Origin of the sequence: Paenibacillus sp. FSL R7-0312, assembly GCF_038004445.1 — a bacterium.
Lineage (GTDB): Bacteria > Bacillota > Bacilli > Paenibacillales > Paenibacillaceae > Paenibacillus_AQ.
Genome location: NZ_JBBORE010000001.1, coordinates 197,291 through 218,732 on the forward strand (window position 1 = coordinate 197,291; position 21,442 = coordinate 218,732).

Below are 21,442 nucleotides of genomic sequence, written 5' to 3' on the forward strand. Positions count from 1 at the left end.
TGAAAAGTAGTATTGAAGGAAGGAGTTCTATATGAAAAAAAAGGGACCGTTATACGCTTTGTTTCTAAGCCTGATCCTTCTCCTGCCGGGATGCAGCTCGATCGCTGTTCTGAACCCGAAGGGGCCGTCTGCAAGGACGTTATCGGATACCATCATTCTCTCCATTGTTGTAATGCTTGGTGTTCTGGCAGTTGTCTACATCTTATATATCTTTGTACTGGTTAAGTACCGGGCGAAGAAGAGTAACGAGGGTTACATTCCTGAACACGAGGAGGGCAACAAGGTACTTGAAGCGATCTGGATTATTATCCCGATCATTATCGTCGCCTTCCTGTCAGTTGTAACCGTCAAGACAACTACCGAAGTCGAGAACGTGGCCGCGGACTATAAAGATCAGACACCGCTGGTCATTTACGCTTCATCCTCCAACTGGAAATGGCATTTCAGCTATCCGGAGGAAGGCATTGAAACGGTTAACTACGTGAATATGCCTGTGCATCGTGCAGTTGAATTCAGAATGTACTCATTCGGCACCATTACCAGCCTATGGATTCCACAGCTTGCCGGACAAAAGTACGCCATGAGTGACATGCTCACCACGCTTCACCTGTCAGCTGATACCGAAGGCTCTTATATTGGAAAGAATGCCAACTTCAGCGGTAAAGGCTTTGCCCACATGGAATTTGAAGCGCTTGTTATGAGCAGCAAGGATTACGACGAATGGGTGAATGACGTCAAGGAAACCGCGCCAGAGCTTACAGAGGATGAATTCAAAGGCCTGCTCGCCACGGACTTCCTCGGACGTAAAACCTATTCCTCGACCCACTTAGAGTTCAGTCCTCCCCCTGGAGACCACAGTGAACACATGAGTGGTAACGGAAGTGAAATGGACATGGACAACGGCAGTGAGGAGCATCAGGATAACAAAGAAATCCATCCTTCTCCTGTGCCGTCCAGCGGAACCGAATTTGACAGCGAACCTGATCCGGAAGTCGAACAGCCGCTGCCAAGCTCACCCGTAGATGCCGAGACTCATGAAGGCAACTAGCTCTGCAAGAGCTTAACGTAACACACTGAAAGGAGCCACCCTAATGGATTTAGACAAATTTAAGGTTCACGGCGAACCCTTGATATACGGAGCCATGGTCAGCATCGCACTTGCCACCATCGGGATTCTCGTCGGGCTTACCTATTTCAAGAAATGGGGATACCTCTGGCGTGAATGGCTTACTACTGTAGATCACAAAAAAATCGGTGTCATGTATATCCTCGCGGCGCTGCTCATGCTGTTCCGCGGCGGTGTGGACGCGATGATGATGCGTCTGCAGACGGCCGCGCCGGAAATGAAATTCCTCGATGCGCAGCATTACAATGAGGTATTTACCACGCATGGTCTAATCATGATCCTGTTCATGGCCATGCCGTTCATCATCGGTCTGATGAATGTGATCATACCGCTGCAGATCGGCGCGCGTGACGTCGCGTTCCCGCGGCTTAACGCCGTCAGCTTCTGGCTCTTCTTCATGGGGGCCATGCTGCTGAACATTTCCTTCGTTATCGGCGGATCGCCGGATGCCGGATGGTCAGCCTACTTCCCGCTGGCAAGTCTTGAATTCAGCCCGACAGTCGGTAACAACTACTACTCCCTGGCCCTGCAGATTTCCGGTATCGGGACGCTGATTACAGGGGTCAACTTTATTGTAACGATTCTCAAAATGCGTGCACCGGGCATGAAGCTGATGAAGATGCCGATGTTCACCTGGTCCGTACTCATCACCAACGTCATTATCGTCTTCGCCTTCCCGGTACTTACTGTTGCGCTTGCGCTGATGATGTTCGACCGCCTGTTCGGCTCCCAGTTCTTCACGATGGCCAACGGCGGGATGGATATGCTCTGGGCCAATCTGTTCTGGGTATGGGGTCATCCGGAGGTCTATATCGTTATTCTGCCGGCCTTCGGTATTTATAGCGAAATTATTGCGACCTTCTCCAAAAAGAACCTGTACGGATATACCTCCATGGTATTCAGTATGCTGATTATCTCGCTCCTGTCCTTCCTCGTATGGGCTCACCATTTCTATACGATGGGTCAAGGCGCCATGGTCAACAGCTTCTTCTCGATTACCACAATGGCCATTGCCGTACCTACAGGGGTTAAAATATTCAACTGGCTGTTCACCCTGCGAAAAGGCAGGATTACCTTCACAACGCCAATGCTGTATACGCTCGCCTTTATTCCGATTTTCACCATCGGCGGGGTAACGGGTGTCATGCTCGCAATGGCCAGTGCCGATTACCAGTATCACAACACGATGTTCCTTGTGGCGCATTTCCACTATGTGCTCATTCCGGGTGCCGTGTTCGCCGTCATCGCCGGATTCCATTACTGGTTCCCTAAAGTGTTCGGTTTCCGCCTGAACGAACGGCTCGGTAAGCATTCCTTCTGGTGGATCGTGATTTCCTTCAACGTAACCTTCTTCCCGCTGTTCTTCCTGGGTCTGATGGGAATGACACGCCGGACGTATACCTATTCCGAGGAGTCAGGCTTTGGTCCGCTTAATATGCTGTCCTTCGTAGGGGCAGTCGGCCTGGCTATCGGATTCCTGCTGCTGGTCTACAATATTTACTGGAGCACACGTTATATGCCTAGAGACACAACAAGTGATCCATGGGATGGACGGACACTTGAATGGGCTACACATAGCCCGATGCCGATCTACAACTTCGCCATTGTACCTACTGTGCAGACCCGCGATGCCTTGTGGTCCGCGAAGCAGGACAATATTCCGCTCTATGATGACACAAAAATAACCAAGATCCATATGCCTAGCAATACCGGCAAGCCGTTCATTCTGGGCGTAATCTTCTTCATCCTGGGATTCGCCCTGGTATTCAGCCTATGGATTCCGGCTATCCTCTCGGGTATCGGTGTCATTGTCATGCTGGCCTTCATGTCCTTCGACCGTGACCACGGCTACTATATTTCGGCTGAAGAGGTTATCGCTACAGAAAAGAAATTGAAGCGGGGTGAGATTGTATGAAAATAGATGCATCCAAGCCGCTCGAATATTCAACGGAAGAGAACAGTAACAAGATCTTCGGCTTCTGGGTCTTTCTCGGAGCTGAAATCCCTCTCTTCGCTACATTGTTTACTGTATATTTCGTAATGGTCAACCGTTTCGCCAGCGGCCCGAGCGGCAGCGAGCTATTTGAAATCGGCCCTGTGCTGGTTGAAACCTTCCTGCTGCTGTCGAGCTCATTCACAATAGGTCTGGCTATCCATGCCATGCGGCATGGTTATAAGAAAGCGATGATGGTCTTCATGGCCCTTACGCTGCTTATGGGCCTCGGCTTTATCGGTATTGAAATCGATGAGTTCTTCACTTACGTGCATGAGGGTGCGACACTGCAAACCAGCGGTTTCCTCTCCAGTCTGTTCGTACTGCTCGGAACGCATGGTGCCCACGTCAGCTTCGGCTTCCTGTGGGGAGCGGGAATCATGATTCAGCTGTGGCGCCACGGCATCACACCGGCCACCGCCAACAAAGCTTTTATCTTCTCCTTGTTCTGGCATTTCCTGGACGTTGTCTGGATCTTTATCTTCAGCTTCGTCTACCTGAAAGGACTGATGTGACATGATGAAGCAACTGTTCCCAATTCGCCATGTGATGGGTTATCTGGCCTCTCTGGTCCTTTCTGCCGCTGCGCTGATTGTCATCTACGGAGATCTCTCCTCCGGGGCCAATATGGCCGTGCTGCTGATTACAGCGCTTATCCAGGCCTCTCTGCAGCTGTTTGTATTCATGCACATCGGGGAATCGGCCGACTCCAAGAAAGAGCTGTACATCAACATCGCCTATGCACTGTTCGTGGGTCTGGTTACCATCTTCGGAACCCTGTTCATCTTCGTGTGGGGCTGGTACTCTTAAACTTTATGAGGGGCGGGAACGCCCCTTCCACGCAGCATAATAAAAGCGGTCCGTCTCCGGTATGTTCCGGGACGGGCCGCTTTTTTGGTGCAATACATGAATCAATATTGATGGGGTCGTAACTGCGGTGAAGGTTTGAACTTCCCCACCGTCACTTCCATCTTGTATTGTCCCTTCAAGTCCGAAAGCTAAAAATATCTAATACTTCAACTGAACCACACTGCTGCTGCTCTCATCCCCGCTCCACTCGGTATATGCCAGTTGCTTGCCCGAAGGGCTCCAGGAGGTCGTCAGGTTCCCTGTATCGTCTGCAACCTTGGCAGGCTTACCTGATTCCAGGTCATAGACATAGAGAGCAGCAGAGGCCGTACCGTTCCCGTCAGCTGACATGCTGTAGGCAATCATCCGCTGGTCCGGCGACCAGGAGATACCGCCAAGCTCCGCGCCTTCCACGATTATTTTCTGATTCCCCCCGTCTGTATCAGTGAGGAGAAGCGTTTGGCCAGATTCCTGATATTGCAGGATCAGCAATTGATCTCCTTCCGGTGAAGGGATTACGTTGCCGATACGGCCAATTTTCAGATCCGCCTTTTGCTTTGTATTCAGATCCAGCGTTTTCAAGGATTCATTGCTATTGGTAGTGTAATAAATCTTATCTTGGATTTGCCGGACAACAATCAGGCCTTCGCCGCCTAGTCCCTCCACAGCAGCGATCTTGCCGGAAGTATTTGCTGTAAAGGCACCGCCGCTGTATGCAGCTCCTATAACGGTATCATCTTCAGCCCACCGGGCGCTCTTAGCTCCTGCAATATCACCGCCTGTGATGCTGAATGTTTTCTTGGAACCTAAATCCATCACATGGTAGGAAGGATCACCTAAGGAGAATTCGCTGTATAGCAGATACCTGTTATCGGACGACAAGGCAGCGTCACCCAGAAACACATTTTCCTGTTCCTTGATCAATTCGTATTCCTTGGTATCCAGGTGGTAGAAATACAGGCTTTTGGGCAAAGCCCCAGCCAGCTCCACCAGACTCATTGTGCCAAACTTGTCGTTCTCCTTAGACACTACAACCGTATCTTCATCCATCCAGTCAGAAATTACTATATTCTCATAATGCCCGATCTCCCCCGCCGTTACCCCAGGCCCGGCAGCTTCCCGGGGTGGTTCGGCAGATTTGACGGGTTCAGCCGTTGGGGCAGGTTCGGTTGGTGTGCCCGCGCCCGCCGCGCTGTTCCCCGGCTCTTGGACAACGGTGTTATTTCCGTCCTGCCCTGCACTGCAGGCAATAAGTGTACTCATGAATACCGGAACTAGGGCCAGTTTGAATTTCGGGGTTCTCATCCTGTGAATCGCCTCCTTGAATTCAGGTTTATAACCCGGAATGAACCTGGAATTGTAGAATCGCGCTCAAGGCGCCCATCCTTTTCCTTAGCAATACCCCGGAGCTACTCTCCCAGTAACATTTAAGACGCGAGCAGTAAGCCGTATGTTGCAGGAAACTGCTTGCTGTTGTAAGGCCGGATGACCTTAATCATTCAAAAAAAGCCTTGTTCAGCTGCAGATAACAGGAAACTCTCTGCTATCATTTGCCGAACAAGGCTTCAGTACTTCCTATAGCTTGAACCGGGCCAGATGCTTCTGCAGATCCTCGGCCAATGTGGCGAGGTACTGGGCAGAGGAAGACATCTCCCCCATAGCGGTTAGCTGCTGCTCACTCGCTGCGCTTGTATCCTGAATATCACCGGCGCCTTTACGCGAGATTTCATCCACCTGGGCCATCGCCTGGGTTACGCCCTCCGATTCCTGGGCGACATGTCCGATAACCTCCGTAATCAATTCCATCTGCTCGCTGGCTGCTTGAATAGAGGTCTGTATCTCAGTAAATGCGGCGGAGACCACTTCGCTCTGCGCTACGCCATGGGAGACAATCCCGGAGCCCAGCTCCATGGATTCCACTGCACTTTCAGTCTGCTTGCGGATATGGGTAATAATCTCCGTAATCTGCAGCGAGCTTCTTCCGGTAGCTTCTGCAAGCTTGCGGATTTCACCCGCAACCACAGCAAAGCCCCGCCCATGTTCTCCCGCTCTGGCCGCTTCAATAGAGGCATTCAGTGACAGCAGATTAGTCTGGGTAGCAATGTCATTAATGGTTGTGATGATCGTGTTAATCTCTTCGGACAGACTGCCCAGACTTCCGACAATACTCTGGCTTGCCGATACACTGGAGTCAATCTCCCGCATTTGGGTCAGAATCCGTTCAACCGCTTCGGCACCCCGGTCCGTTGATAAGGCAGCCTGTTGCATCAGACCGTTCATTTCATTGCCGCTGTGCCGGGCCTCGGTAATATCATACGTCATCGTCCGGACAGACCGGGCGGTACGTGCGATGCTCTCGGCCTGCACATCGAATCCGGCAGCGATTTCACTTGAGGTCTCGGCGATCATCTGGGATGCATGCGCCGTCTGTTCTGCACTGGCGCTCATCTCCTCTGAGGAAGCCGACAGAATCTCGGCACTCTCGGAAACTCCGCGCATCATATTCTGGAGACCTTCCAGCATTGTATTAAACGAAATGTTAATCTGGCCGATTTCATCCTTCGACTGATAGGAGGCAGCGGCAGTCAAATCCCCACCCTCTGCGCGCTTCATCAGCTGCTGCAGTTCCTTAAGCGGTTTCGTAATCAACCGGGTAATCATGATGCTGATCACAATACTCAGAACCCAGGCAACGGTAATCAGAATGCCGCTTAAAGTGATGGAGCTCTTGGCACTTGCTACAGTGTCCTCATTATGCGCGGATGCATCCTCTACAAACAGAGCTGCAGTATCCTCCAGCAGTTTAACCATCGTCCGGCGCGATTCACTGAATGCTCCACCCGAGAAAACCTGATAACCTTCATCATTCAGACTATTATCGGCAAGATGGATGATATTATCACGCTGGGAGCGGTAGTCCGGCAGGAGAAGCAGATATTCGTTGATATTAGCCGCGATTTTGTCATTGCTGAACTCAACCGTCTTGAGCTGTTCTATAAGTTCATTGTTCGTAGTGATATTCGTTTCAATAGCCGCCTTAAGCTCCTGACTCTTGGCAGCATCCCTGGTAATGAGATCCTCCAGCAGAAAAGATTCGATTGCCCGGTTATTCCCGCGGATCTCGGTAATGAGATAAATCGGCAGCAAATTCTGTTCGTAGGTCTCCCGGGACCTGTCCGCCATCCTGCTGGTGGTCATAATGCCTGTCGTCCCAATGCCTATAAGTAACACTACAATCACTGCAATCAGCAAAGTCATTTTATGCTTAATCTTCAGATGTCTCATTTCTTATAATCCCGCCTTCTCGATATCTTGCTGTACTGTATTTATCGGAGAATTAGGCCAAAATGTTGATAATACGCTGAAAAAAATGTCGAAAAATGAAAAATATTATCGTTTTATATGAACAAAGACCTATAAACATCTTTTCACTCTTGAAGCAGTCCATACTTCTTGCGAAATCTCTTCAGCACTTTAGTCCATCCTCCAGCCAGAATAGCCAGAAAGAAGACATTGGATATAGCATGGGCCAGGTCAAAATAAAAGCTGGCTCCATAGGTCGCTGCCACAAGCCCCCAGCTGAACGCATCCGGAAGACTGAGAATAACCCAGAGATTCATAATCCAGCCGAACAGGAATCCCCAGATAAAACCGAAGATCAGCAGCCCGGTCCGGTTCTTCATCCACCAGGTATTGCGCAGCCAGCCCGCCGTAAGTCCGGTCATCCCCCAGGCGAACATCTGCCATGGTGTCCAGGGGCCCTGGCCGAAGTAGATATTCGAGACCAGCGCCGCCACTGCACCGATGACGAACCCTGCCTCTGCCCCGAAGACATAAGCGGACAGAATGACAACGGCAGACACGGGCTTGACACTTGGCAATGCGGCAAAAGGAATCCGGCTGACCGCAGCAATAGCAGATAATACGGCCAGCAGTACCAGTTCTCGGGATGCCAGCTGGCGGCGCTCCAGACGGAGAAACATCGGCAGCAGCGCCGCCAGCAGCAGCACCAGGCTGAGCAGCATATAATGATGGTCTTTCAGCGCCGCTGTTAGCGCAAGGCCAGCCACAAATAATCCCAGAGCAATCAGCAGGGGTGCGCGGAACCGGACCATGTTTGAATCACATCCTCTATCGTCAATGCCTGCGGCAGTAAGTCCCGGACCATACGGTTGACTGTCGTAGTATAGAAGTAATTACTGCTGAAGAACTCTGCCGGCGCCCCTTCCGCTGTTATGCTGCCGTCAAACAGCAGCGCACAGCGGGAAGCATATTTAGCGGCAAACTCCACATCATGCGTTACGATCAGAATACTGGCCCCCTGCCCGCGCAGTTGCTGGAGCAGAGCAGCCAGCCTGTCTTTGGCTGCCGGGTCAAGCCCTTTAGTCGGCTCATCCAGCAGCAGGATATCCGGCTTCAGCAGCATCATCATAGCAAGCGCGGTCTGCTGCTGCTGCCCGCCGCTGAGATCATGCGGATGGCTCTGCAGTACCTCGCGGAGCCGGAAGACTTCCAGCAGGGCATCTATTTCCCGCCCGGCTTCTTCCAGGGATACCCCGGCATACTGCGCCATATGCTGCAGTTCCTCGGCCACAGTATCATAGCTGAAATAGAGCAGCGGATTCTGGGCCAGAAGCCCGGTTGTACTCCCCTTGGACAGCTCGGCCTTGCCGCGCTGCGGCTTCATCAGGCCGCTCAGTACATGCAGCAGGGTCGACTTCCCGGCACCGTTCCCGCCCATAACCGCCAGAAGCTCTCCCCGCTTCAGCGTTAGTGAGAGCTTCCTCAGCACCTCCCGGCCTTCCTTGTCGTAGCGGAAGGTAAGCTCCCGGCAGCTGAGCAGAATTTCTGCGGAGGATGCAGGAAGGTTCACGGGTGAATCCGGCCCGCCCGGGCCGAAGGCTCCAGGTGGATAAGTAACGGGAGCAGCGGCTGAATTGTAGGGAGTGCCAGTATCCGGAGCTAGTGTAGACCGTTCGCGGGAGACGTTAACAGATGGTCCTGAAGAGTGTACAGCGGGGTCTGCGCCGGAATAAGCAGGCACAATGTCACCGGCGACTGTACCGGATACTCCTGGTGCAGCTATAGCCGCTGTATTTACGCTGGGATTAGCGGCATTCACTCCCGCTCCAGCAGTCAGAGAATACAGCCAGCGTTTGCCCTCGCGCACAGTCAGCGGGATATTCTCCGGCGCGGCTGTCTCCGCTTCCGTTGACAGCGCCAGATATAGCCGCGAAGCTGCCGGCAGATAAGCCTGACGCGAGGCGAATTCCGCACCTCCGGCAAGCTGGGCGAAAGCACGCGGACCTGCATCTGCCACCAGCCTGCCGCCCTCCAGCATCAGCACACGGTCGGCCAACGGCAGCACCTCCTCCAGCCGGTGTTCGCTGATGATTACCGTCACTGACATTTCCTCGTTCAGCCGCTGCAGCGCCATAATGAATTCCCGGGCAGCTACAGGGTCAAGCTGTGAGGTCGGCTCATCCAGCAGCAGCACCTTGGGCTGAAGCAGCAGCACCGAGGCCAGATTGAGCAGCTGCTTTTGCCCGCCGGACAGCTCATGCACGGATTGGTAGAGCAGCGGCTCCAGCCCGAATAATCCACAGATCTCAGCCAGCCGGGTACGCATCACTACAGGCGGTATCCCCAGATTCTCCATAGAGAAGGCCAGCTCATGCCAGACGGTATCCATCACGATCTGCGCATCCGGGTTCTGGAAGACCATTCCGATCTCCCCTGCGGCAACGGCTGCCGGAAGATCGGGCAGGGGCTGCCCTTTAAATGTCAGGCTTCCGCTGAACATGCCTACCGGGGCAAGCTCGCGTTTCAGATGGCGCAGCAGTGTCGTTTTGCCGCCGCCTGACGGACCGCAGAGCACTACGAATTCGCCTTCTTCTATAGTGAACGAGAGCTCATGGAGCGAGTCTCTGTCTTCTTCAGGATAGCGGAAGGATACTTGTTCCGCTTTGAGGATCTCCATAACCATTTCTCCTTTCCTTCAAGACCTGCAGGGAGCAGGACGAACAAACAGAAGCTGCCGTACATCACGGCATCCTGCCAGCTCAAATCCATACTCCTCATCCGGGGATAAATCTCCAGCGTACCGTAGCCCTGCAGCCACAAGAACAGTACAATCATTCCACTGACTGTCAGTACCAGCAGAAGCAGCTTATCCTGCCGATCCGGCTTGTATATACTGTACGTGCTGCGTTTGGCAACCCCGTAGCCGCGGGCCGTCATGGAATCTCCGGTCTGCAGCGCTTCCTCCAGCGACCAGGTGAGCAGCACCTTCAGCAGCGTCATGCCGTCTTGCATCCGCTTGCGCAGGCTTCCTGTGCGGACATCCACCCCGCGCAGGCGCTGGATCAGGGTAATCTGGCGCAGCCGCCGCTGGAATAAGGGGACGAACCGGAGCGCCATCAGTGTAAGTAATGCCGTTCTGGGCGCAGCTGCGGCGAACAGGTACATGAATTTATCTGTCGTTACCGTGTAATTGTATGAAATGAACCAGATGAAGATTGTCAGCAGTACGGTCATCATTATAAGTCCGTACAGCACAGCCTCCAGCGTAATCGGCTGGTCCAGCCAGTACAAAAGGATATGCGCCCCCCTGTGCGAGAACAGCGGATTCAGCACTGCAACCGATACCGCCATCAGGAGCATAAAAGGCAGACCGCGCAGCAGCGCCTTCCCCTGGCCCTGCAGCAGCAGCAACGCCAGCAGACCTGCTATTTCCGTGACCAGAAACAACGGATGAAGCCCCAGCAGGGCGAACAGCAGCAGCCCGGCATAATACAGCAGGGCTACAGCAGGATGCATGGACCCGAAGCCGCTGTTCATGGCGCCGCTGCCCCGATATCCTTGCCAAGATCAAGCGTATACAGCCACTCAACCGTATCTCCGGGCTTCATAACCCAGCTGCCGGAAGCCTTGGACGGAAATTCTCCGTTCACCTTATACATCCAGCCGCTCTCTGCCCCGTGATCATATTCGTACAGATTATCAATACCCTCCACATAGGCAAAGGTTTTGCTGCCCTGATATTCCATCTGGATCTTGTGCTGGCGGGTAATCCGCCGCAGCAGCTCCAGCGCAGTCTCATTCTTCTCTATTTCATAAGCCGCCGGGGCCAGAATAACGCCGTGCTCCTCATCTCCAGTAATGGAGAGAGTCACCGTATTCACCGGCGTGGCGGTAGCAGCTGAAGCTGGCGCGGCTGGCTTGGCGGTAGCCGCCGGGGCTGGCGCGGCTGGCTTGGCGGTAGCCGCCGGGGCTGGCGCGGCTGGCTTGCTGGTAGCCGCCGGGGCTGGCACGGCTGGCTTGGCGGTGGCCGCCGGGGCTGGCGCGGCTGGCTTGCTGGTGGCCGCCGGGGATTGTGCGGCGGCACTGCCCGTGGCCGCCGGGGCTGGCGCGGCGGCACCGGTGTGGCCGGGCGCCGGCGCGGTTGCAGCCGGCACCGGGGCTTGCGTAACGGGAGCTTGCTCCGTTACGCCGGGGGCGGCTCCGGCTGGCGCTGCGCCGGAGCTGGAAGCTGCCATGCCGTCCGCCGGGGCGGAGGGTATGGCAGTGCCCTCAGGCCGCGGCGTCTGCGCGGCCTGGGAACTGGCGGGCGGCACAGGCCCGCCGCCTGCGTAATCCGGCTGCGCCTTGGAGCAGCCGGCGAGCAGCAGGACAAGCAGGAGCAGGAGCAGCGGATAGAGCCTCGACCTTCTTGATTTCAATAGACTGAACATTTCCTCGAGCACCTCCACAAAAGGGAAAAGAACGGGGGCAGTCAGCCTGTTCCCCGTTCCGTTCAAACACCTTATGATTTCTTAGTGTGACATGAAACAAACTAATCCTGAGCAAAGCACCGTCAGCCAGCCCCTTGGCCGCTGAGCATCCGTCCCGCAACCTGCAGGAGCTTCTCTATCAGCAATCAACCTCTTTGAATACTGGCTGGCACCATACTCTCAGTTTCACCTGCTGTAGCTTCATCAGCATCATTTGCTCTAGCTTAATTAACTAGCTGCAGTAGCCTCGCCTTCCCTAGCGAAACTCCGCAAAATATCCCAACACCGGAACAGTAACTGGATTTTCGGCACTTATTTATGCTATACGGACTTCACTGCCGATTCTAGTTGGATTAATGGCACTTAATTCTGCCCCTAGCCGGGTCATTCACTAATTCAAGCGAGATTAAGTGTTGTTTTTCCAACTACGCCGCCATATCGGGAGATTCACCGGGAATTAAGTGGCATTTATCCACTTGTATATCCCGCCCGCACTTTCGCTTTAGACTGCTTCATGCAAAATCTTGCAGATAATACAACTTAGCTTCCTAATCCCTAAAGGGTTCGGGCAGATTATTGTATGAAATACAAGAATTATCCCGCTACACCCCTTGTCGGAAGAGGAATGCTGCCTTTCGTAGAACAATTTTCGAATATAGCCGGGATCGTGATGGAAATGTTGTATTATGGGCATGATTTCCAACAGGCAATCGAACTCACACCTCAAAAGCGGGTTGAAATCGTGAAATTCTTGCGCCAGCAGCCTTGAAAATCAAATTAAACTGTGGTGAAGACTAAGCATTATATTCATAGCTTAAGTTCAGCATATATAGCATTTTTCTCTACATGTGCGCAGGATCAAGGCATATCTGAAGATGCGTCTATAAGGAGAATAGCTGGTGTAACCCATCATCCTTCAAAGCTCACCTAAGGCAATCTAACCGCTACAGCAGCGGCCATTTCTCTGGTTACAGCAGTGGCAGGAGCGAATTCGCCGCCGGTACCGCTCATAATTCCAAGTCCGGTTACAGTACGTACCGCCGTTAATGCATAGGCGCTGATCTGGTCTTCATCAGTGAATTTCCCGGTTCCGGCTGCTGCCGAAGCTTCGTCCAGCTTCAAGGCTCTCACGATCATTACAGCCATATCCTGGCGGGTAACGGGGCCGTCCGGTTTGAAGTCTGTGCCTGTTACTCCGCTGACCATTCCCAGTTCCTTCGCTTTGTTCACTGCTCCATAATACCACGCATCCGCCTTAACATCACTGAAACTCTGGGTTGACGATGCCGCAGACGGCTCATTTCCAGTCAATCTCAGCAGCAGTGCCGCAAATTCAGCGCGGGTAATATTCTGCTTCGGTGCGAACACGAGGCTGCTCTCACTGACGCCGTCCATCAGCTTGCGGTCATAGGCCGTATACACGGACTCCAGCGCCCAAGGCGAGATTGACTTCACATCGGTAAAAGCAACACGGTTAGCCGCAGCAGAAGCCACGGTCAGCGGCTGCGAATAGCGGACTACCGCAGGTGTGCTGTCCTTGAGATATCCGGTAACGGTAATTGTATATTTATTCGCTGGCAGGCCGCCGGCAACAACAGCTGAACCCGCAGCATCCGTAACAGCAGTTTTACCGCTGATAGATACCTGAACCCCTGCGGCTGCTGAGGATACCGGGTCGGAAGTGAAGGTCGCTTCATTCCATACCCACTGCTTTTGAGTTACTTTTACAGTAATATCTTGTCCAGGCTGCGGCTGTGCAGGGGAGACCGTCACGGACTCTACCACCTGTGTGTTATCCCCGCCATAATAGACAAGCACGCGGTCATTCTCCGCAAGAAGGAAATCACCCATGCCTACACTTGGATAAATCCATGCTCCACCACGCGCTACAACATACATCCATCCGTCATAGCCGCCAAAAGCACCTGCAGTCACGCCGCCAATTCCCGTCACATAATTACCCGCTTCATTGACCAGGGCCACCTTCTTCGCCGCCGCTGCCTTCTCCAGGGCTTGAAGTACATTTCCAGCATATACAGTGCCTTCTGCCAGGGTTCCATTAGGGCCCTCAATGGCAACAGACACACTAACCTGAGGACTTTTCACAGGTGAATTGCTAAGATCATAGAGCTTGCTGCCTGTGCTGAAAAGCTTGTAAGCTACCAATGCTTCCAGCGCCTGCTCTGTCGAGAGCTGATTGTAGCTTCCGCCCGCTGTATGAGCGAACCCGCCGCCTGCTGCACTGAAGCTAAGGAGCTTACTGACAAGGTTCACATTGTTTGCGGTATACTCCGCTCCTGCCGGGTCAATCCCAAAGGAAGACAGTCCAATAATGGCTTGAGCGACACTCTCGCTACTGTCACCATAGCCGCCGTTCTTGTCCTGTGCAGTCGCCAGCCAGGCTGCCGCCCGCTGACCCGCGGTATTGGCTGCCGGATCATCCTTATGTCCTGCCAGCACCGTAAGCACCATCGCTGTCATGTCCGGATCACTAGCCCCCGTAGTCAGGGTGAAGCCTCCGTCAGTATTCTGTTTGGACAGGATCTCAGCCAGCAGTTTCGCCGGCGTCCATTTGGCATTGTCAGGCATAGTATAAGTTCCGGAATCAAGCGCCAGCAGTACGTAGGCTGCGTTGTTCAGCGTCTGGCCGGTAATTTTATCGTTATTGTAGAGCTTCTCAATCAGGTTGTAGCCGGCGACATCTGCCGGATTCCCGCCAAGCGCCCTTACCGCAAGCGTAATCCGCGCATATTCCGTAGCTCTGGCGTAAACACCCTTGGCTGCGGCTACTTTACTCTCAAGCGCCTTTAAATAACTATCCGGAACCTTGTAGCCCGCCTGCGCAAGGCCGATGGCCTGCCAGTCGGACTGGACTCCGGCCTTCAGCACAAACTCCGAAGTGGCATAGACTGCCTCAGCTACATTAACTGCTGTGCCTGCCGGTTGAGCTGAGGCTGTATTCGCGGCATTCAAGCTTAACTGGGCTGATGCGGTATCACTCTGGGCAAAAGCCTGTCCTGCCGGAGCCACGGATGCCCCCAGAACCGCGAACATCATGACAACGATCAGACCCAGCCGGATAAACTTAGATGATAGATTGTTCTTCATTGCTTGACCTCTTTCTGTGAATAGAATGGTATAGATGAATCCTGCGTCCTCCGCTGATGCGGGTGCAACATAAAGACCGCCCTGTACAGGGCGGCCGGGGAAGGATATAATACATGCGGCTGAAATGAGGATTCCCTACACACAGCCCCTGCTTATATTTGCACCTGTTCCGCATTCTTACCCCCGAAGAATAGAAACAACAACGAAAAAGGCAGGTCTCCTGGCTTACGCATCATTGCTTCCCCCGCCTTCCCATCCGATCATCAGACAGTGGCTTCTCAGGAGTCGCTCCGCATTTACAGTGGCGGGACCGCACCGGACTTACACCGGCCTTCCCTTTTAAGCAGATTACTCTCGTAGAACCGGCATGGCTATCTGTTGCATGACAGCGCCTATTTCTACGGAAATCCGCACCTTTTTCCAAAGCTTATTAAATTTTAATATTCTCAAACAATCATATCTACTATTCCCCTGTATGTCTATAGACAAGCTGCTTCAATTATAGGCAGACCCTGCCCCTTCCACACAAAAAAGCCTGAACAACACTTGCCGCATTCTCCCGGCATATCGTGCTGTTCAGGACTTAAATAGTGATTCTTCCGCTTCCGGCAAGAGCCAGAAGCTTGTTGATTGTATTATGTACAACAGAATGGGAATAAAAGACGGCGATAAGGCATTCTGCTGTATTTCATACAATTGATTGTGGAATATACCCCTGATAGGCTCAGAAATCCGGAATCTAATGCATCAAATACAATAGAACGCATAATAGGGCTGATTATTCCGGATTTGAGTGTATAAAATACAATGACCCCTCTGCCAACTTTGGCGGCAGCACCGTTGATGAAATGCCGGACTTCTCTTACATCCGGCTTCGCCAATTCAGGCTCTCACTCAATCATTCCGCATCCGTGTCCGGGCTGGCGGAAGGAGTGGGGTCGGTGCCGGGTGTAGTCTCCGGAGTAGTGCTCGGGGTACTTCCCGGAATGCTCCCCGGACTAGCCTGTAGCTTCAGCGTATAGATTCCGGCGGTGATCATATCATCCGCGGCCAGCTTCGCGCCAGGCTCCAGCTCCACCGTCACTTCATATACGCGCGCAGGGATTCCTGCGCCCGATGCACCCGCTGCCGGGGAGGCCTCGGCTGCTTCCCCGTTCGCGCCGCCGTCAACCCCGGCGCCTGCCTCACCAGTGCCGCCGCTATTCCCAGCGGCGGCATTTCCACTCGTGCCGCCGTCATTCCCTGCGCCTGCTTCACCAGTACCGCCGCTATTTCCAGCGGCCCCATCTCCGCCGCCGTCAGTCCCCACGGCTCCCTCATCAGAGCCGCCGTCAACTCCGGCGGCCAGGCAACTGCTCGCAGTTGCTACAACCTTGTAAGTGTCCGCAACGTTATTACCGGACATCACAATGATCTCCGCCGGGTTGAAGGCGGAGCAGTCCGCCACAGCGGCAAAGCTGAACACCAGCTTGACGCCTGCTTCGTCGCTGCTTGCATCCCCGCCAGCATTCCCAGTGCCTTCCGTTCCGCCGCTTTCACCCCCGCCTGCGTTCCCGGCGCCTTCCGTTCCGCCGCCTTCACCCCCGCCAGCGTTCCCGGTACCTTCTGTTCTACCGTTTTCGGCCCCAGTGCCCGTCCCGGCACCTGCCACTCCGCTGCCAACCAGCCGTACAGAGACAGGGGCTTGAACTTGCCCATCCGAATTCTTGATATCGCCCCGAACCGGGCTCACCGTCGGCTGCGGTGCAGCGGTATCCGCATCCGGCCGCAGCCAACTGATGGCGATGATGGCGATGATCAGTACGATCCCAAGCACGCTGCCGGAGATCAGGATCTGAAATCGGCTGCGGCTGACCCACCGCGCCAGCGGCGAAGCCAGCTGGGAGCGGGCTTCATTGTAGACATTCTGCATGGCGGGCGTTGCGGCCGAGCTATAGCTTTTGCGGAAATCGCGGTTCTTGAACGCCTCGCGGTCGTTCTTCAGGAAATACTTCAGCACCGCCCGCCGGTAATTCGGCCACAGCTTCTTGCTCGAGATGGTGAACAGCCGGTTATGCTGCGACCAGGCCAGGAAACGGTAGACCGTTTCCTTATCATTGCCCGCTTTGCGCGCCACCAGCTCCAGCAGCGCATCGTAATCAAGCGGACCGCCCTCACGTTCACTGCTGTGGTAGAAGGCCAGCGGCAGCCGTTCGAACGGCTCGATGCTCCGCGACTCCTTCAGCCAGCGTCCTCCGAGCAGCTGTACATCATCCAGCTCCCGGGGAGACAGCCCGGCAAAGATCTCCTCGTCCGGCTTCTCCTCCCCGAACCAGCGGTAGGCAGCGCGCAGCGCATTCGCTTTACGCTTAGCGATTGCATCCAGCGGCGGCTGCCAGTCCGCCGTATCCCGGTAGCGCAGGAAGGAAATCTCCAGCAGCTGCTCCATCGTCAGCTCGTCCAGCGAGATCCGGTTCAGCAGGAAGCGGTCGGCAACGGTTCCCAGATCCTGCAGCAGTGACAGCGCTTCAGGATGCACACCGCCGCCTCTGCGGCGTTCTTTCTCCGCCTTCTGCACCGACTCATGAACCGATGCCACCGCCGCCACCGGATCATTGTCCCGCTGCAGCTTCTCCAGCAGATACTCCTTGACGGTATCGCGCACGAAAGCCTGCTGAAGCGCCTCCGGAAGGAAACGGCCCCAATGCGCCACGAACCGCAGGATATCCGCCGATTTCGGCGCGTCAGCCAGCCGGGATTCCATATAAGGCTCCAGCAGCGCTTTGCGGAATATAGGCTGGGCCAGCACTCTTTTGAAGAAGGCCGCACTAAGCTCATCGTTGCCCTCAATAATACCGTAAGCGGCAGCAAGCGCATCCTCACGTCCCGCCGACTGGCAGTTCAGCATCCCGTTGATGAAGTAATCCACAATTTTGACCCGGTAATTATGGCCAGGCAGTGCATAATACTCCTTGAACCACTCCAGAATCTCCGGCGCCGGTACCCCTTTTTTGCGGATCAGATCATACTCCCGGTCGAACCGCTCCAGGAACATATCATTCAGACGCACCCGGGATTCCAGCGCCCCCTCCGGCTTCAGATAGGACAGCAGGCCGCCGAGCACAGCATTCTTGTTCCCTGTATATAAATCTTCATCGCCTTGCTCAATCTCATAAAAGACAGCCAGCTCATTGTAGAGTGCCAGCGACAGCTTGCGGTCCACACTCTCACCAAGCAGCAGGGAGTCGGCGAATCTGGCGAAGTCTCTGAGACTCCCGCCCTTTTGCCCCAGCGTCTTCCAGGCCAGGTCTGCATACATCTGCCGGGACTCCCCGAAATCTGCATTCAGAATCCGCGCGCCTGCCAGATCAAAAATATAATCCTTCTCAATACTCCGGTCCCCCGGGCGCAGCGAGCCCTTCTCTACGAAGGTCAGGTGAATATATTTGCGGCTCTGCGGCTCTTTGGCATAAGTGATCACTCCCAGCCTGCGGCGGAAGTCATGCGGCAATGCAGCATAGAGAACCTCCGTCAGCTCCACCGCACGCTGCGACAACTCACTGATCGGTACATCCAGCGCCACATAAATCTTCTTCTTGCCGGCTACAGACAGCATGACCGCCTGCAGCAGGGCTTTGAACAGCTGTTCTGTGAAACCGAGACTGCCGAGCACAGCCAGCGGGTCAGCTGCCCCTTCACGCGGCTCCACCGGGATATCTGCCAGCTCAGGCAAGGTCCCGCCCGGCTCTCCTTCATAACTCCGGGCGAAGCCGGCATGCAGCCATTCCCCGTACCCCTCCACAATCTCCTCCGAGCGGATAGGCGGAACCACGAAATTATGGGCAAAAAAAGCGCTCCGCTGCCCCGTGAAATCCGCCGCCAAATAGCGGCTCAGGCCAATCACTGTCTCATTGCTCTCCGTATGGAACAGATGCAGCGCGGCAGGGTACAGCTCCTCATCCTTCTCACCCCGTGCCGCGAGCTCGGCCGGAGCATCGTAGAGGCAGAAGGGATGCAGTATTTTTTTGACAAAATTATTGTCGAGACTCTCCGATTTCGCTACCGTATCGAATCCCTCTGTCGCCCGGTAAACGCCGCGGCGCTCGCGCGTATACATCTGCTGGGTGATCATGGACCCTGAAAATCTGTTCACGGCCCGTCGCTCCCCTCAATATAGTTCAGCTTGTGCAGCAGCCAGATAAACGGCTCGTCCACACGGATCGGGCTGACCACACCCTCTATCCTTTGATTGACCGGATTGCTGCCCAGCGCAGATACCGCGAAGTAACCGGTGTTGGCAAAGTACACATCCATCGTGTCCTTGAACGGTCGGTCGACCTTCTCGATAAAGCGGCGGATTTCACCGTCAATGTTGTGGAACTCGTCCAGATTCAGCGTGTTGCGGTGCACATAGTTATTGAACACGTTGCTGTTGGACTTGATGTAATCGCCGTCTTCATCCTTGAGTGAGTGCAGCATGTCGCTTTTGGCCAGTACAATGGCCGTTGGAATATTGGTCTTGCTCTTCTCCTGATAAGCGATGAAGTCGCCGAACATGGTCAGCACCACATCGCGCGGCTCATCGTACTGCGACACCCACTCGCCCGGACGGTCACCGAAGTTGATGCGGATTTTCTCGCGGATGGAGCGGATCTGCAGCGGATCGACCATGAACAGAATGCCTGCGGAGTTCTTGATATGCTGGCCGTGCAAGCCCAGATAGTCCTGATCGACCATCCCTTCACCGGCAACATCGAAGAACACCAGCGTCAGTGGAGGCTTGGATTCATCCTTGAATACGAACTGGAAAATGAACGGCTCCTGCATCTTCTCCTTCTGGGTAGAAGCGAGCAGATCTCCCCGCTCGAACAGCGGCTCTTCGTATAGTGTGCGGAATTTGCGGCTGATCTCGGCATTCAGCGGCATACAGGCGGCGTCAAAATGCCCCGCAGTCGTATGCTGCAGCGTGTGAATCAGCGAGGTCATATACACCGACTTCCCGACCTGGGAAGCGCCGATAATCGAGATAATATTGCTCGGCACCTTGCCGGCAGTTACAGGCAGCTCATTATGGCAGGACGGACATAGCCGTCTGCGGGTCAGCACGCCATAGCGGTCGGTGATGCCGGTCAGCACATGGTCCGTATAATGATGATACTCCTCCGGAATATCCGCCGGATTCAGAATCGCTTCCATATCGTCTACCGTATCCAGGCCGAAGCGCTCACGGTACTTATTCAGCAGATCATCTTCGCCCAGCGCATAATTCTCGTCATCCTCACGGCTGTGCATGGCCCGGAATACCACTTCCTCCGGCTCGAACCTCGAGAAGCAGTAAGGGCAGACGATATCATAATACAGCGGCCTTGCCGGGGGCTGATTCTTCTTCATGAAGCGGCTAAAAAAAGACATTTCTCTTCCTCCTCAACGTTTTGGCCGGCAGCTCAGGTAAATGAGCGGCTGACAAAACTGGCTACGAAAGCATAATCTCCAAGTTTGGATGCAGGAGCTCAGGCGAATGAGCAGCTGACAAAACTGGCTTCGAAAGTTTAAGCCTAAAGTTTTGCCGCAACAGCTGCTCAGGCGAACGAGCTGCTCGCAAAACGGGTATCGCACAAATTCGCTACTATATCTGAGCTCAGATGGTCCGCTCGCTTAATTTCTCCGGCCTACACACTACACTTCCCCGGCATTCCGCCTGTACGCAGTTCTTGGAGCGCATATAACTGCACTTTGTACAGCTATATTACCGTTTCCGCCCGCTTGCGTCCGAATAGCTGCAGTTCGTGCAACTATACCGGAGCAGAGAGCATGATTAGAGGGATTCCCCGCGATATAGATGTACAAAATACAATTAAACAGCCGATGCGGCAGAAATCATCCACTTTAATTGTATGAAATACAGTTATTCCATATCTGGACGTATCAGGCTGAGCTCCGTGCTCCAACTGTTATTTCTTACACCTTGCCGGCCCGGTTACTCCGGCACCAGCTCGTAATATAAACCGTACTTGCGGCCGTCCGTGAAAAAGATACGGATGAAGTCGTCTTTGCTGACCTCAATCGGGGGAAGCTGATTTCGTCCGGGGGCGAAATCCTGCACGAACGGGAAAAGCGCCCCGTCCTCCCTGGAGGCCGGATGGCCGTCCCGCTTCTTCACGTAGCAGAGTACTTCCTTTGGTACAGGCACTTCAGCGGTGATCGTCATTTGCACGGTTTTCAGCTTGCTGAACAGGCCTTTTTTGTGCTGGACGGAATAATAGATTCTCGCTTTGCCTGCGCTGACCAGTGTCTTGTTGGCACCATCCCGCTGACGCACCAGCAGCGTCTCCCCGTTCCCGGCCAGCCGGGCATAGATGGTATACGCCACCAGCCCGATCTCATCCAGCCGGTCACGGTAGCCGTTATTCGCTTTGTACTCTTCACGTGTGTAGAGCTTCATGCCGGAAGGCGGATGTTCCTCATCCTCCGGCGCCTCCGCAGAGGCTTTATGAATACATACTGCCTGCACGCCATCCGGCCAGCGCCACCGCAGCGTGCAGAAGCGGTCTTCCACTCTGGATACGACTTCTGTAATAGCCGGTGCTGCAGAATGAACCTCGGCGTACCTCATGC

Annotated in this window: 15 protein-coding genes and 1 riboswitch; of the genes, 5 read left to right on the forward strand and 10 right to left on the reverse strand. The window is 54.3% G+C overall.

Annotated elements, in window-relative coordinates; translation table 11 throughout:
* Nucleotides 1–31: 31 nt before the first annotated feature.
* The 4 genes from qoxA to qoxD are packed head-to-tail and all read left to right on the forward strand — an operon-like array spanning nucleotide 32 to nucleotide 3,929.
* Nucleotides 32–1,048: a cytochrome aa3 quinol oxidase subunit II gene (gene qoxA, locus MKX70_RS00865; RefSeq protein WP_042232813.1), complete on the forward strand. Its 1,017-nt coding sequence runs from the start codon at nucleotides 32–34 to the stop codon at nucleotides 1,046–1,048.
* Between the two features lie 43 nt (nucleotides 1,049–1,091).
* Nucleotides 1,092–3,041, forward strand: a complete 1,950-nt coding sequence (gene qoxB / locus MKX70_RS00870) for a cytochrome aa3 quinol oxidase subunit I (RefSeq protein WP_042232811.1) — start codon at nucleotides 1,092–1,094, stop codon at nucleotides 3,039–3,041.
* A complete protein-coding gene (qoxC, locus tag MKX70_RS00875; RefSeq protein ID WP_340789995.1) occupies nucleotides 3,038–3,634 on the forward strand; it encodes a cytochrome aa3 quinol oxidase subunit III in 597 nt (198 codons plus the stop codon). The genes qoxB and qoxC overlap by 4 nt, the downstream gene beginning before the upstream one ends.
* A gap of 1 nt (nucleotide 3,635) precedes the next feature.
* Nucleotides 3,636–3,929: a cytochrome aa3 quinol oxidase subunit IV gene (gene qoxD, locus MKX70_RS00880; protein WP_039302907.1), complete on the forward strand. Its 294-nt coding sequence runs from the start codon at nucleotides 3,636–3,638 to the stop codon at nucleotides 3,927–3,929.
* A gap of 198 nt (nucleotides 3,930–4,127) precedes the next feature.
* On the opposite strand, the gene MKX70_RS00885 is transcribed toward qoxD, so the two are convergent.
* The 6 genes from MKX70_RS00885 to MKX70_RS00910 all read right to left on the reverse strand — a co-directional run bounded on the left by MKX70_RS00885 (nucleotide 4,128) and on the right by MKX70_RS00910 (nucleotide 11,701).
* Nucleotides 4,128–5,273 carry a TolB family protein gene (locus MKX70_RS00885; RefSeq protein ID WP_340839356.1) on the reverse strand — a complete coding sequence of 382 codons (1,146 nt, stop codon included), beginning with the start codon at nucleotides 5,271–5,273 and terminating at the stop codon, nucleotides 4,128–4,130.
* A 270-nt stretch (nucleotides 5,274–5,543) separates the two neighbouring features.
* On the reverse strand, nucleotides 5,544–7,253 hold the full coding sequence (locus MKX70_RS00890; protein ID WP_340839357.1) for a methyl-accepting chemotaxis protein: 1,710 nt from the start codon (nucleotides 7,251–7,253) through the stop codon (nucleotides 5,544–5,546).
* A gap of 143 nt (nucleotides 7,254–7,396) precedes the next feature.
* Complete coding sequence (locus tag MKX70_RS00895; RefSeq protein ID WP_340839358.1) at nucleotides 7,397–8,083, reverse strand: ECF transporter S component; 687 nt, start codon at nucleotides 8,081–8,083, stop codon at nucleotides 7,397–7,399.
* The gene (locus tag MKX70_RS00900; RefSeq protein WP_340839359.1) at nucleotides 8,056–9,948 is read right to left on the reverse strand and encodes an ABC transporter ATP-binding protein; all 1,893 of its coding nucleotides are present in this window, start codon (nucleotides 9,946–9,948) and stop codon (nucleotides 8,056–8,058) included. Before MKX70_RS00900 ends, MKX70_RS00895 begins: the two co-directional genes overlap by 28 nt.
* Complete coding sequence (locus tag MKX70_RS00905; protein ID WP_340839360.1) at nucleotides 9,864–10,808, reverse strand: energy-coupling factor transporter transmembrane component T; 945 nt, start codon at nucleotides 10,806–10,808, stop codon at nucleotides 9,864–9,866. Before MKX70_RS00905 ends, MKX70_RS00900 begins: the two co-directional genes overlap by 85 nt.
* Nucleotides 10,805–11,701, reverse strand: coding sequence for a DUF4430 domain-containing protein (locus tag MKX70_RS00910; RefSeq protein ID WP_340839361.1), 897 nt, complete (start codon nucleotides 11,699–11,701; stop codon nucleotides 10,805–10,807). Before MKX70_RS00910 ends, MKX70_RS00905 begins: the two co-directional genes overlap by 4 nt.
* 619 nt (nucleotides 11,702–12,320) lie before the next feature.
* On the opposite strand from MKX70_RS00910, the gene MKX70_RS00915 reads away from it, so the two are divergent.
* Nucleotides 12,321–12,509 (forward strand): hypothetical protein, encoded by a 189-nt coding sequence (locus MKX70_RS00915; protein WP_340839362.1) that lies wholly within the window; start codon nucleotides 12,321–12,323, stop codon nucleotides 12,507–12,509.
* A 158-nt stretch (nucleotides 12,510–12,667) separates the two neighbouring features.
* On the opposite strand, the gene MKX70_RS00920 is transcribed toward MKX70_RS00915, so the two are convergent.
* The 4 genes from MKX70_RS00920 to MKX70_RS00935 form a co-directional block, all read right to left on the reverse strand.
* Nucleotides 12,668–14,848 (reverse strand): S-layer homology domain-containing protein, encoded by a 2,181-nt coding sequence (locus tag MKX70_RS00920; protein WP_340839363.1) that lies wholly within the window; start codon nucleotides 14,846–14,848, stop codon nucleotides 12,668–12,670.
* A gap of 193 nt (nucleotides 14,849–15,041) precedes the next feature.
* A riboswitch (cobalamin riboswitch) is annotated at nucleotides 15,042–15,230 on the reverse strand.
* Between the two features lie 516 nt (nucleotides 15,231–15,746).
* A complete protein-coding gene (locus MKX70_RS00925) occupies nucleotides 15,747–18,980 on the reverse strand; it encodes a GAP1-N2 domain-containing protein (protein ID WP_340839364.1) in 3,234 nt (1,077 codons plus the stop codon).
* Entirely contained in the window at nucleotides 18,977–20,239 is a 1,263-nt protein-coding gene (locus tag MKX70_RS00930) for a hypothetical protein (RefSeq protein WP_042232790.1), read from the reverse strand. The genes MKX70_RS00925 and MKX70_RS00930 overlap by 4 nt, the downstream gene beginning before the upstream one ends.
* A gap of 565 nt (nucleotides 20,240–20,804) precedes the next feature.
* Nucleotides 20,805–21,440 carry a beta-mannanase gene (locus MKX70_RS00935; protein ID WP_340790010.1) on the reverse strand — a complete coding sequence of 212 codons (636 nt, stop codon included), beginning with the start codon at nucleotides 21,438–21,440 and terminating at the stop codon, nucleotides 20,805–20,807.
* Nucleotides 21,441–21,442: the final 2 nt, after the last annotated feature.